This is a genomic window from Rheinheimera sp. A13L (assembly GCF_000217935.1).
GTDB lineage: Bacteria > Pseudomonadota > Gammaproteobacteria > Enterobacterales > Alteromonadaceae > Pararheinheimera.
This window is the reverse complement of sequence record NZ_AFHI01000025.1, coordinates 1-12,698: the sequence shown is the minus strand read 5'-3', so window position 1 is coordinate 12,698 and position 12,698 is coordinate 1. Positions and strand designations below refer to the sequence as shown.

Genomic DNA, 12,698 nt, shown 5'->3' with positions numbered 1-12,698 from the left:
GCCTTGATAGACGCAAAAATCTGCGCACTCAGTCAACAAAGACTTAAGTGACTTAAATGAATTAGTGTATCCATATGATTTATATAATGAAACTAAAAAATTCGACACTCATTATCCCGAGCTCAGGTTAAGTAATAACAGCTAACTGCGGCATAAAAAACTGTCCGCGCTTATAGTCGCGGACGACATAAGCTTCAGCTTTGCATAAGATTTTCTGCGAACCCTTACCACATTAATTCAGTTTTTTTCAGGAGTCATTATGTCCTTTTATCAAGGCTCATCCAATTCAACACCCTTTTTCACTTTACAACGCTGTGGCGGTTTAGCCTCCATAGGCATGGCTTTGTGTTACTTCACAGTGGCCCTGATCTTTTTTGTGGTTTTATCTCAACCTGAACAAGCAGAACCTTTACAGAAAATTCAATACATAGATCAGCATCAGTTTTTGGTAGCAGCAGGTTATGCCATAGGTTATTTGCTGTTTGGTTTTTTACTGGCAGTGATGGTGATTGCTATCCCCCAGCAGTTGCCTAAGCCGCGATCAGCCTTGGTGCAAGTCTCTGGGTTGTTTGGCAAGGTTTGGGTCGTTTTAATGATGGCTTCCGGCATGATAGCGCTGCTTGGGCTTCATCGCTCTATCCATCTGATCGATACAGATCCAATGCTTTCAGTGACACTATTTCATGTCATGGGACTATTGACCAATGCTTTGGGCGGCGGCATTGAACTGGTGGGAGGTCTGTGGATCCTGCTGTTCAGCCTGGCCGGATTGCAGCAACAACCACAAAGGGCAAAACTACATGGGCTTGGTTTGCTCACAGGTAGCTTTGCCATACTGACTGTCTTTCATACCCAACCTTACCTGAAAGAAGCTTTTGGCTTGTCTCAACTGGTGTGGCAATTGTGGTTTGGGGTTGTGTTATTGCGTCAAAGCCAACAGGAGATAACAGACAGTCTGTCTGAATAAACTGGATTTAATAACAGCTATAACCGCATGTTTTTTTATGATGCCCCGAGGCGGACCAGGTTTGCCAGCAGCAAACCGGAACAGCTTTAGCTGGCCCGGAGGGCAAAATACATGGATGTAGTTTGTACCAGGTTTGCCAAGAGCAAACCGGAACAGCTTTAGCTGGCCCGGAGGGCAAAATACATGGATGTAGTTTGTACCAGGTTTGCCAGGAGCAAACCGGAACAGCTTTAGCTGGCCCGCAGGGCAGAATACATGGATGTAGTTTGTACCAGGTTTGCCAGGAGCAAACCGGAACAGCTTTAGCTGGCCCGCAGGGCAAAATACATGGATGTGTTTTGTACCAGGTTTGCCGGGAGCAAACCGGAACAGCTTTAGCTGGCCCCCAGGGCAAAATACATGGATGTATTTTGTAATCTGAGATGACGCCTTTGGGCATGAAACAAAAAGCCCGTCACAAGGACGGGCTTTTTGTTTTTTATGGTGCCCAGAGGCGGAATCGAACCACCGACACGCGGATTTTCAATCCGCTGCTCTACCGACTGAGCTATCTGGGCAAAAGTGAATGGTGCCGCTTATCCGAGTCGAACGGATGACCTACTGATTACAAGTCAGTTGCTCTACCAACTGAGCTAAAGCGGCAACCTAAACCGGGTGACAAGATTGCAAGGCAACCACATCACAAAAAGTTATGGTGCCCAGAGGCGGAATCGAACCACCGACACGCGGATTTTCAATCCGCTGCTCTACCGACTGAGCTATCTGGGCAACGGGGGGTATTAAACGGATTTCGGCTAACCAAGTCAACTTATTTTTTAGTTGCCTGAATCGTTAGCTTAATACTTGAGCAAAGAGCGCGTTTTTCATCCCCTTCTTACTCAAAGTAACGAAATTTAATTGGCATTTAAGCGGGCGGGTCAAGACCCGCCCCTACAGTGGTTTTTTAATTTGCTGAAGTGTCTAAAGGCGCAAAAGATTTGACTAACTGATCCAATTCTTTCATTTGCTGCAGGTAGGCTTCCAGTTTATTCAGTGGTAAAGCACAAGGGCCGTCACATTTGGCTTCATTTGGATTCGGATGCGCTTCAATAAACAAACCAGCTAAACCCAAGGCCATACCGGAACGGGCTAACTGAGCAGCCTGAGCACGGCGGCCATCGGCTGAATCAGCACGACCACCAGGGCGCTGCAAAGCGTGAGTGGCATCAAAAATTACAGGCGCATAGTGCTTCATGTCGTCCATGCCCAACATGTCGACCACCAGGTTGTTGTAACCAAAGCTGGAGCCACGTTCACAGAGGATAATTTTATCGTTACCCGCTTCCTGAAACTTGGTGATGATATGACGCATTTCATGAGGTGCTAAGAACTGTGGTTTTTTCACGTTAATCACAGCACCCGTTTGTGCCATAGCAATAACCAAATCGGTCTGACGGGCTAAAAAGGCTGGCAACTGAATCACATCAACTACTTCAGCCACTATGGCGGCCTGATAAGGTTCGTGTACATCAGTGATCAGCGGCACGTTAAAGGTTTTTTTAATTTCTTCAAAAATTTTTAAGCCTTCTTCCATGCCAGGACCACGGTACGAATGTACAGAAGAACGGTTGGCTTTGTCAAAAGACGCTTTAAAGACATAAGGAATGCCGAGCTTTTCTGTGACTTTGACGTAGTATTCCGCCACCTGCATGGCTAAATCACGCGACTCTAAAACGTTCATGCCACCAAAAAGCACAAAAGGTTTGTTATTGGCAACTTCAATAGAGCCAACCTGAATTGTATGTTGATTCGTCACTTTCAATTCCTCAGACAAAATACCGGATACTGCGGCAATGATACTCTTAATGCAGCCACTGTGGGTAGGAGGCTAGCTGGCGGATTTGTTGTTTCATATGATCGTTGGACGGGTCATCCGGTTTTTGATCAACAAAATACTGATAATCGCTAATCGCCAAAGACCAGTGATCCAACAGCTCAGACAATAGCCCCCGCTCACGATGCAAATAAGGGTCGCCCGGCTTTTGGTCCAACAAATGCTGCACCACTGCCATAGCCTGTTCACGTTTACCTAAAGCCAGCAACAGCTGCTTTTGTAACTGCCATAGCCCGGCACAAAAGGTCGGAAAATCGACCGGCTGTGTCGCCAGCTCCTGAGTAATACTCAATGCCAGACCATTTTCAGGGCTCAACAAACATTGCCAGGCACCGGTATAGGGATCGATCCAGACCTTTTCCGCTTTGGATAAACGCACCTGTACTAAATATTCGCCTTTGTAACGCACTATATCGCTTTGAAAGCCCGCTTGCTGTAACCAGCATAACAGCAGCACTATCAACACCAGCGGGTCGGCTTCACGCTGGTTAATGGCATAGCTAAGCAATGTGGGCTGATGCATCTCTTCAATCAGCAAAGGTTTTATTGGAGGGGTAAAAAAAGCATCCCGGTAAAAGCTGTCCACATGGCGGGCTAACGCATTCATTGTCAGCGTTTTTTCAACCTGAGCCGGTGCCATAGCAAACCAGCTTTCTTTTGCCTGCTGGATTTGTTCAGCATCTGTCCACTGCTGTTCAATGGCTAACAATAACTCAAGCAGGGCCTGACCCTGCTGTTTTAACTCAGACTTCATTGACTACCCAATACAACAAAAAAGCACATCACAAAAAGCATACTTAAATAAAAATAAGGCTGTTTTGAGCAAAGCCCCCTTAGCCAAACAACACAGGGGTTTTAGTAATAGCGACTTTGCCCACCAGCGCCAGCCAGCTTAAAGCACCTAAAAAACCAACCCAACGCATCAACAGAGTACGGCCTTTTAACGCCATAACAGCTAAACCAATATAAGCAAATAAACCAAAAAGTTTATCGGTCAGCCATGGCGTCTGAAAAGGGTATTGCTGAATAGTCAGCATCAGGCCAATAGCCGTCAGCAGCAACAAGGTATCCACTACATGAGGCGCAATCTTTAAAAATTTATTCTGCAGCAAAGCCGGAGATTTTAAACTTAATAAAAACCGTACCGCCAGAAAAGTTACGCTGAGCGCGATAAACAACATATGAGAATGTTTGAGTGCCATATACATAAAAATAATCCCTACAAAATCTGCTAAAAAATTAGAAATAAAAAGCCACCCGCAGGTGGCCTGAAATCAGCTGTCACTGCTACCTATCTTCGTCGTCCGGGTATTTTTGCAGTATTGCTTCGAGTTTGTCGACCCGGCTTTTAAATATTTCGACCAGTTTAGGGTCAAAATGTTTGCCTGACTCGCTGCTGATTTTTTCCATCACCTGCTCCAAAGTCCAGGCCGATTTATAACAGCGTCTGTGACGCAATGCATCATAAACATCAGCTAAAGCGGCAATACGGCCATAAATATGAATGTCTTCGCCCTTTTTACCATTGGGATAACCAGATCCATCCCATTTTTCATGGTGATCCTGGGCTATGATTGCGCCCGCCTGAATAATGGTGCGTTTGGAGTTTTTTAAAATTTCATAGCCTATGCTGGCATGGGTTTTCATCACTTCCCATTCCTGCCCATGCAATTTCATCGGCTTATTTAGAATGCCATCCGGTATACCTACTTTGCCAACATCATGCAAAGGAGAAGCAAACATCAGCTTTTCGGCTTCTTCTTCAGGTAAGCCATAAGCTTTGGCCAGATCGTAACAAATAAAAGCCACACGTTTGACATGATTACCGGTTTCGATGGAGCGATGCTCCACAGCTTCACTTAAGCGATACACAATTTCGCGTTGGGTGTCTTCAATTTCGCTTTGCAGTTGCACGTTTTCATAAGCAATTTGCACATTTTGTGAAAACAGCTCAATTAAACGTTTTTGTGTGTCTGTCATCTGGTTAGGTAAACCCGATACATAAAGCAATGAACCAGAGGTAAACTTACTGGTGCAATAGGCCACCAGATAATTATCACGGTACACTATGCTGCGACTGTTCAGCGCCTGATGAAAAGCGTCCAGTAATGGCGGTTCCAGCACATCGCTGATCTGTTTGCCTTCCTGATGCTCAAACTGGCCTAAACCGGCAAATACCACTAAACGTTCCGGATCGGCATCTTCATTGATATTTCCCGCGACCAAAGATGACGTAACCAGCAAGGCATTGTCGTTGCACCCTAAAATAGAGGTCAGTTGCTGCAGTACGCCATCAATAAACTGTTCCATTGAATGGGCAGAAAATAAATCTGCCGAGGCGGTAATAATTTTTTCAAGGCCCTGGCGGCTATGATCAATGGCCAGAATATCCCGGTAGGATCGTAAGCTCGACATCACCACAGTAAAGAGTTTTTGTGCAGTCAGCTCAGTTTTGGATTTGTAGTCGTTAATATCGTAATTGACTATCACCTGACGCTCAGGCGCCTGCCCCGGTTGACCGGTACGCAAAATAATACGCACATAATGATTATGCAGCTCCTCGCGGATATAACGAGCCACCAGCAAACCGGCATCGTCAGTTTCCATCACCACATCCAAAAGCACTATGGCTGCATCTGTATGCTTAGCCAACATCTCACGAGCCTCACGGCCTGAATAAGCGCTGATAAATTCGAGGTGTTTGCCCTGAAAAGAAAAGTCACTTAATGCCAGCTTAGTAACAGCATGAACCTCAGGCTCATCGTCTACTATCAATACTTTCCAACTGCCTCGGGAAACATGTACTACTTCCTCGGGTTCCTCAGCAAACAAAAAATCATTCGCCATGTCACACTCCTTAGCTTGCTGCGCGCTTTACTGCTCTGTGTTATTTATATGCGCTAAACAAGGTTGGGTCAAAGCAAAGTCGTTGAAAATATAAATATTTTAGAGTTGATGGAAATGAAGCCAAAGGCAGTTGATGCATATCAGGTAAAGCAAACTGGCTTATTGGTTGATTCCACTGTATTACTATAGAAAACGCAACCCGGCTACAGCTATAGCACTTTTGCTGCCAGACAACGGAAATACACTATGCTCAAGACCGTCTTGTTCTACGCTGCTTGCCTGAATTTTATTCTATTGATGTCGGGTTACCCCCTCAAGGTGCACGCCACTGAAACCCAGAAGCCTTTAACAAAACACGCCTCTGAGCACACAACAGAGCGCAGTTCCTTAATACCGCTACAGCTCAGCGCTGGCGAATGGCCCCCCTTTCTTAGTGAATCCTTGCCCCATCAAGGCGTGGTGGCTCATCTGCTCAGCGATATTTTTGCAGTTGCCGGTTATCAGGTCAGTTTTACCTTTTTACCCTGGGGCCGCGCCTACCACGACAGTGCTAATGGCAAATATGCCGCCACAGCAATCTGGATGCAGAGCGAAGACAGAACCAGCGACTTTTTATACAGTGAGCCTGTCCTCAGCGAGAAATTTGTGTTTTTCCATCTGAAGAAACGCCCTTTCGAATGGCAACAACTTTCTGACTTGCGTGGCCTGCATCTGGGGGGAGGACTGGGTTATAGCTATGGCCCGGCCTTTGATCAGGCGCTACAAATGGCGGTATTTAAAATGTCACGTGTAGGCAGTACTGAACAAAATTTTCGCCGTCTGGCGGCTGGCCGTATCGATGCTTTTGCTGAAGAAATCAGTGTGGGCTACCATACGCTTCAGCATCAACTGCCTGAATTGGCCGATGCCATCAGCCATCACCCCAAACCCCTGCTCATCAATCAAAGCTTTTTGTTATTCCCCCATAAAATGCCAGACAGTGTGCGGTTAGCTGCGCTATTTAATCAGCAGTTGCAGCAATTTAAACAAAGCGGGCGTTATCAGACCTACTTTGACCGTCTGGCCCAAGGGGATTATCAATAGCAGGGGGACGCTGATGTTTTCTGGTAATGGATTGGATCAGAGGCAAACACAGATCAACCAAGACCTGCAGCAGATTTTCAGGTAAAGGACAAACCAAACTACGCGGGAAGCTGGCCGCCACTGATACGCCACTGGTCGCCGTAGTCTTTCACCGATTGCACAGAGGTAAAACCTGCTGCAGTTAAAATCTGCTGCACAACGTCGCTTTGCTGGTAGCCGTGTTCCAGCCATAACCAGCCGGACGGAGTCAGAAATTGTGGGGCTTGTGTACAAATATGGCGGATATCGGCCAGGCCTTGTTCTGGAGCTATTAAAGCCGAGTCAGGTTCAAAACGTACATCGCCCAAGGCTAAATGCGGGTCTTGTGCGTCTATATAAGGTGGGTTGCTGACGATTAAATCAAACTGCTGCCCTTCTAACGCATCAAACCAGCTGCTTTGTTTGATTTGGCAATTAGTTAATGCCAAAAGCTCAACATTTTGCTTTGCCAAAGCGACAGCATCGGGTTCTAAATCCACCCCAGTCACAGCCCAAGCTGATTTTTCTTTAGCTAAAGCCAAAGCTATAGCTCCTGTGCCAGTGCCTAAATCCAGTACTTGGGCTTTGGCAGGCAAAGGTAAAGCTAAAGCCTGCTCCACTAACAATTCGGTGTCAGGTCTTGGTATTAAAGTACAGGGTGCAACAGCGAGTTTAAAATCCCAGAAATACCAGTAGCCCAGAATATGGGCCAGAGGCTCGCCCGTCAGGCGGCGAGTCAGCACTGGTCCTAACAACAATAACTGTGATGCTGTTAGCTCACGCTCTGGATACAACATCAAAGTAGTGGCGTTGATATCCAGTACTTCCAGCAGAATACGCCGTGCTTCCTGTTTTGCATCTGCAGGTACAGGGCCAGTTTCAAGCAAAGGAGTAAGTAACGCAGTAGCCTGTTCCAGCCACTGCGTCAGAGTTAGCGTGTTACCAATAGCAGTATTAACGGTTTTCATCAGCCAAAGCAGCTAACAAGTCGGCCTGATGTTCATGGCTTAGTGGACCAATCACCAAATCTAAATCACCTTCCATCACATCTAATAAACGGTAGATGGTCAGGTTGATACGGTGATCCGTTAAACGGCCTTGCGGGAAGTTGTAAGTACGAATACGTTCAGAACGATCGCCACTGCCGACTAGAGAGCGGCGGGTCGATTCTTCCACTAAACGGCGTTTTTCATCTTCAGCAGCCTGAATACGCGACTGCAACACGCTCATAGCGCGGGCACGGTTTTTATGCTGCGAACGTTCGTCCTGACATTCAACCACTATACCTGTAGGTAAGTGAGTAATACGAATGGCGGAATCTGTTCTGTTCACGTGCTGACCACCGGCACCAGAGGCGCGGTAGGTATCTACTTTTAAGTCAGCAGGATTAATTTCAATGGCTTCGCTTTCAGGTACTTCCGGCATAATAGCCACTGTACAGGCAGAAGTATGCACCCTGCCCTGAGATTCAGTAGCTGGTACACGTTGCACGCGGTGACCACCGGATTCAAATTTCAGAATACCGTAAGCACCTTCGCCCTGAATGCTGGCGATCACTTCTTTATAGCCACCGTGTTCGCCGTCGTTACAGCTGACAATTTCTACTTTCCAGCGTTTACGTTCACAAAAGCGGCTGTACATACGGAAGACGTCACCAGCAAAAATAGCGGCTTCATCACCACCAGCACCGGCACGAATTTCAAGGAAGCAGCTGTTGCTATCGTTAGGATCTTTAGGTAACAACAGAATTTGTAAGTCCTGATCCAGCTGTTCAATGCGCTCTTTGGCTGCTTTGTATTCGTCCTGTGCCATATCACGCATTTCAGGGTCTGAGTCTTTCATCATGTCTTCAGCGCTGGCTAAATCATCCTGCGCCTGACGATAAGAACCAAAAGCCTGGCTCAGTTCTTCCAGTTGGCTGTACTCTTTGGACAATTCCCGAAAACGACTTTGGTCAGAAATTACGCCAGCGTCACTTAATAACGCCTGAACTTCTTCATAACGTTCGACCAGAGCTTCGAGTTTGCGGTACACCGATTCTTTCATGTTGTTTCTTTTTACCTGATTACAGATCTAACAAAGTGTTGATCAAAGATTGTTGTTGAGGTTGCTCGTCCTGCAATAACTGCCTCAGAGCCTTGGTTGGTGCATGCATCAACCTGTTGCTGAGTTTAGTCGCAAGTTCAGCTAATACTTTTTCCGGGTCTTGCCCTGCTGCAATTTGTTTGCCTGCTTTGGCCAGCAATTCATCCCGAATGGCTTCGCCTTTTTCGCGATAATCGCGCACCACGTCCAGTTGGCCATGCAAACTCAGCCACTGACTGAACTCGCTGACGCCCTGCAAAATCATGTGCTCGGCTTCGGCCGCCGCTTCCTGACGGTTCTGCAAATTTTGCAGCACTATGGATTGTAAGTCGTCCACTGTATACAAATACGCGTCTTCCAGCTCTGATACTTGCTCTTCAATATCGCGTGGCACAGCTAAATCGACAAAAAACATAGGTTTATGGCGGCGTTTTTTCAGCGCCTGTTCCACCATACCTTTACCGACAATAGGCAAGGTACTGGCGGTCGAACTAATAACCACATCGGCATAAGCCAAAGCTTGTGGCACTTGTGAGAGACTCACTGCTTCGCCGTTAAACTGGCTGGCTAAAGCTGCGGCTTTGTCATAAGAGCGGTTTGCTACCGTAATTTTTTCTGCGCCCTGCTCCAGCAAATGTTTCGCCACCAGCTCTATCGTCTCACCAGCACCAATCAACAGCACTTTAACTTTGCCTAACTGACCAAAGATTTGCCGGGCCAGGCTGACTGCAGCAAAAGCGACTGACACAGCACTGGCGCCAATATCTGTTTCAGTACGAACCTGCTTAGCAACCGAAAAGGTCTTTTGAAACAAGCGTTCAAAAGCCGGATTAATGGTGCCAGCCTGACGGGAATGGCTATAAGCTTGCTTCACCTGACCGAGAATTTGTGGCTCGCCCAGCACTAACGAATCCAGGCCACAGGCCACCCGCATTAAATGACTGCTGGCCTGCTGATCCTGATGCAGGTATAAATGATGCTGCAATTCGGATAAATCCAACTGATGAAATTTGCTCAGCCAGTCAATTACTTGTTTCGATTGCTCAGCGCTGCCGCTAAAATACAGCTCAGTTCTGTTACAGGTGGACAAAATCACAGCGTCAGACACTTGTGTCGTTGTGGTCAGATCGCGTAAGGCGTCCAAAATTTGTTCAGGCGCAAAAGCAACCTGCTCACGTAATGAGACAGGTGCAGTTTTATGATTAATACCTAAAGCAAAAATGGTCATTCACCTGTTTGGCCGGTTTTGAAAAAACGGTCGTTAGTCAAAAGAGGGCGAATTGTACGAAAAAGCCCAAACTAAAAAAAGCGTAGAGAAGGAATTAGTGTGTTTACAGCGATAAAAACTGGTTGTTTTATAGTTTTCTGCCTGATTTTGACAGGTTGTGCCAGTAACAACAGCCAGCTAAAACCTGTTATTCCGTTGTCAGCACAACAACGACAGCTGCAGTTAGAGCAATTGCAGGAGTTTACTTTGACCGGAGCCTTAGGTGTAAAAGCACCAGAAGAGAGCATCAGCGGCAGTTTAAACTGGCAACAACAAGGGCCTTTTTTTCAGGCCAGCATGACTAATTTTGTTGGTATCAGTATTTTTGAACTGGAAACCGACGCCCGTGGCGCCACTGTCAAAGCAGATGGTGAAACGCATCAGGCGCAGTCGGCCAGTGCCTTGCTGGATTATTTATCCGGCTGGAGTTTACCTATCGAAGAAATGCCACTCTGGCTCAAAGGTGTGGCAAGCGCGGGCAGTTTTAATCATCATTGGGATGCCCAAGGCCGCTTAACCAGCTTTACGCTAAAAGATAGCCAGCAACGTGACTGGCAAGTTAGTTATAGCGAGTTTTTCCCAGATGCGTTAGCATTGCCAAAACGTATTCAGTTAGATTCTAAAACTGATGGCAGCCGTATTAAGCTGGTGGTGCGTAAATGGCAACATTAACTTTGTCGGCCCCGGCTAAACTGAATTTATTTTTACATATCACAGGCCGCAGGGCCGATGGTTATCACAATCTGCAAACTTTGTTTCAAATGCTTGATTGTGGTGACCAGCTTAGTTTCACACTCACCAGGGACGGTGAAATTAACTTTAGTTGTTCAGATAAAAGCATAGAAAACGACAGCAACCTGGTGGTTCGCGCGGCTCAGTTATTGCAGCCTCTGGCTTTTGAAAACGCAGGCGTAGATATTTATCTGAATAAACAAGTACCTATGGGCGGCGGCTTAGGTGGCGGTTCATCCGATGCAGCCACCACTTTGCTGGCATTAAATCATTTATGGCAATTAAAACTATCGAACGCACAGCTTTGTGAACTCGGCTTAACCTTAGGTGCCGACGTTCCTGTTTTTGTATTCGGAAAAACAGCCTTTGCTGAAGGGGTTGGAGAAAAATTACAACCCGTTAGTTTGCCGCAAAAATATTACCTTATTGTGACGCCTGATGTGCATGTCAGCACAGCTGAAGTCTTTAGCCACGCTGATTTAATCCGTAATACCCCCGTCATGTCCGTCAAAGATCTACTAGACTCAGAGTGGCAAAATGACTGCGAAACTCTGGTTAAAGGGCTATACCCCGAGGTTGCAATGGTACTGAACTGGTTGATAGAATACGCGCCGTCCAGAATGACAGGTACCGGCGCCAGTGTGTTTGCCGAGTTCCAGGATGAATTAAGTGCCCGTCAAACCCTTGCAAAACTGCCGCCACAGTGGCGCGCCTTTGTTGCGAAAGGGGTCAATCAGTCTGCTGTCCTGACTGAATTGGAACATGCCGTATGACGCACAGCAGGCGACACAAAAGGCCTGCTGTATTATTAACCGGACTCATAAACTGCCCTGAGGATCCTGCCGTGCCCGACATGAAGATATTCGCTGGTAACGCCGTACCAGAACTCGCCAAGAAGATAGCCAGCCGTTTATATATCAAACTGGGCGATGCCGAAGTCGGCCGTTTTAGCGACGGTGAAGTCAGTGTGCAAATCAATGAAAACGTCAGGGGATCTGACGTTTTTATTATCCAGTCTACTTGTGCGCCAACCAATGACAACCTGATGGAACTCATTGTGATGGTAGACGCCTTACGCCGCGCTTCTGCCGGTCGTATTACTGCAGTCATTCCTTACTTTGGTTATGCCCGCCAGGACAGACGAGTGCGTTCTGCCCGTGTGCCTATCACTGCTAAAGTAGTGGCAGACTTTTTATCCAGCGTTGGTGTGGACCGTGTACTGACAGTAGATTTACACGCTGAGCAAATTCAGGGTTTCTTCGACGTACCAGTGGACAACGTATTCGGTAGCCCTATTTTGCTGGACGATATGCGTAAACGTGAATTTGTTGCACCAGTGGTCGTGTCTCCGGATATAGGTGGTGTAGTGCGTGCCCGTGCTATCGCCAAACTGTTGAACGATGCTGACTTAGCCATTATCGATAAACGTCGTCCTAAGGCCAACGTGTCTCAGGTGATGCATATCATTGGTGATGTCAAAGATCGCGACTGTATTATTGTCGATGACATGATTGATACAGGCGGCACTTTATGCAAAGCAGCTGAAGCCTTAAAGGAACAAGGTGCAAAACGAGTATTTGCTTACGCGACTCACCCTGTGTTCTCTGGCAATGCAGCTGAAAACATCAGAAACTCAGTGATTGATGAGCTGATCATCACCGACACTATGCCACTGAGTGCTGAAATTCGCGCCATTGCCAAAGTGAAACAGCTGACATTAAGCGATATGCTGGCCGAATGTATCCGTCGTATCAGCAACGAAGAATCTATCTCTTCGATGTTTGATTAATTTCAGACTGAAGATTTGAAAAAGGCACCGCTCGGTG

The 12,698-nt window shown here is 46.8% G+C and carries 12 protein-coding genes and 3 tRNA genes; 5 read left to right on the top strand and 10 right to left on the bottom strand.

Going from position 1 to position 12,698, the window contains the following annotated elements:
* Nucleotides 1–259 precede the first annotated feature (259 nt).
* A complete protein-coding gene (locus RHEIN_RS13885) occupies nucleotides 260–967 on the top strand; it encodes a hypothetical protein (protein WP_008899606.1) in 708 nt (235 codons plus the stop codon).
* 481 nt (nucleotides 968–1,448) lie between these two features.
* On the opposite strand, the gene RHEIN_RS13875 is transcribed toward RHEIN_RS13885, so the two are convergent.
* The 7 genes from RHEIN_RS13875 to RHEIN_RS13845 all read right to left on the bottom strand — a co-directional run bounded on the left by RHEIN_RS13875 (nucleotide 1,449) and on the right by RHEIN_RS13845 (nucleotide 5,687).
* A tRNA-Phe gene (locus RHEIN_RS13875) sits at nucleotides 1,449–1,524 on the bottom strand.
* Nucleotides 1,525–1,533: 9 nt separating this feature from the next.
* Nucleotides 1,534–1,609: transfer RNA gene (locus RHEIN_RS13870), tRNA-Thr, on the bottom strand.
* A 50-nt stretch (nucleotides 1,610–1,659) separates the two neighbouring features.
* Nucleotides 1,660–1,735 (bottom strand) — tRNA-Phe (locus RHEIN_RS13865).
* 175 nt (nucleotides 1,736–1,910) lie between these two features.
* Nucleotides 1,911–2,762 carry a 3-deoxy-8-phosphooctulonate synthase gene (kdsA, locus tag RHEIN_RS13860; RefSeq protein WP_008899604.1) on the bottom strand — a complete coding sequence of 284 codons (852 nt, stop codon included), beginning with the start codon at nucleotides 2,760–2,762 and terminating at the stop codon, nucleotides 1,911–1,913.
* Between the two features lie 46 nt (nucleotides 2,763–2,808).
* A complete protein-coding gene (locus RHEIN_RS13855) occupies nucleotides 2,809–3,594 on the bottom strand; it encodes a tetratricopeptide repeat protein (RefSeq protein ID WP_008899603.1) in 786 nt (261 codons plus the stop codon).
* A 79-nt stretch (nucleotides 3,595–3,673) separates the two neighbouring features.
* Nucleotides 3,674–4,048 (bottom strand): SirB2 family protein, encoded by a 375-nt coding sequence (locus RHEIN_RS13850; RefSeq protein ID WP_008899602.1) that lies wholly within the window; start codon nucleotides 4,046–4,048, stop codon nucleotides 3,674–3,676.
* A 79-nt stretch (nucleotides 4,049–4,127) separates the two neighbouring features.
* On the bottom strand, nucleotides 4,128–5,687 hold the full coding sequence (locus tag RHEIN_RS13845) for a response regulator (RefSeq protein WP_008899601.1): 1,560 nt from the start codon (nucleotides 5,685–5,687) through the stop codon (nucleotides 4,128–4,130).
* A gap of 246 nt (nucleotides 5,688–5,933) precedes the next feature.
* Between RHEIN_RS13845 and RHEIN_RS13840 the strand changes: the two genes are divergently transcribed.
* The gene (locus RHEIN_RS13840; protein ID WP_008899600.1) at nucleotides 5,934–6,770 is read left to right on the top strand and encodes a substrate-binding periplasmic protein; all 837 of its coding nucleotides are present in this window, start codon (nucleotides 5,934–5,936) and stop codon (nucleotides 6,768–6,770) included.
* A gap of 98 nt (nucleotides 6,771–6,868) precedes the next feature.
* Here the strand turns inward: RHEIN_RS13840 and prmC are convergent, their stop codons facing one another.
* Genes prmC through hemA form a run of 3 tightly spaced genes read right to left on the bottom strand, consistent with a single transcriptional unit; the run spans nucleotide 6,869 to nucleotide 10,101 of the window.
* A complete protein-coding gene (gene prmC / locus RHEIN_RS13835; protein ID WP_008899599.1) occupies nucleotides 6,869–7,756 on the bottom strand; it encodes a peptide chain release factor N(5)-glutamine methyltransferase in 888 nt (295 codons plus the stop codon).
* Nucleotides 7,743–8,834 (bottom strand): peptide chain release factor 1, encoded by a 1,092-nt coding sequence (prfA, locus tag RHEIN_RS13830; protein WP_008899598.1) that lies wholly within the window; start codon nucleotides 8,832–8,834, stop codon nucleotides 7,743–7,745. Before prfA ends, prmC begins: the two co-directional genes overlap by 14 nt.
* A gap of 19 nt (nucleotides 8,835–8,853) precedes the next feature.
* Nucleotides 8,854–10,101 (bottom strand): glutamyl-tRNA reductase, encoded by a 1,248-nt coding sequence (gene hemA, locus RHEIN_RS13825; RefSeq protein ID WP_008899597.1) that lies wholly within the window; start codon nucleotides 10,099–10,101, stop codon nucleotides 8,854–8,856.
* Between the two features lie 99 nt (nucleotides 10,102–10,200).
* Here hemA and lolB point away from each other — a divergent pair, with 99 nt between their 5' ends.
* The 3 genes from lolB to RHEIN_RS13810 all read left to right on the top strand — a co-directional run bounded on the left by lolB (nucleotide 10,201) and on the right by RHEIN_RS13810 (nucleotide 12,661).
* On the top strand, nucleotides 10,201–10,812 hold the full coding sequence (gene lolB, locus RHEIN_RS13820; protein ID WP_008899596.1) for a lipoprotein insertase outer membrane protein LolB: 612 nt from the start codon (nucleotides 10,201–10,203) through the stop codon (nucleotides 10,810–10,812).
* Complete coding sequence (ispE, locus tag RHEIN_RS13815; protein ID WP_008899595.1) at nucleotides 10,800–11,645, top strand: 4-(cytidine 5'-diphospho)-2-C-methyl-D-erythritol kinase; 846 nt, start codon at nucleotides 10,800–10,802, stop codon at nucleotides 11,643–11,645. Before lolB ends, ispE begins: the two co-directional genes overlap by 13 nt.
* Nucleotides 11,646–11,716: 71 nt before the next feature.
* Entirely contained in the window at nucleotides 11,717–12,661 is a 945-nt protein-coding gene (locus RHEIN_RS13810; RefSeq protein ID WP_040555222.1) for a ribose-phosphate pyrophosphokinase, read from the top strand.
* Nucleotides 12,662–12,698: the final 37 nt, after the last annotated feature.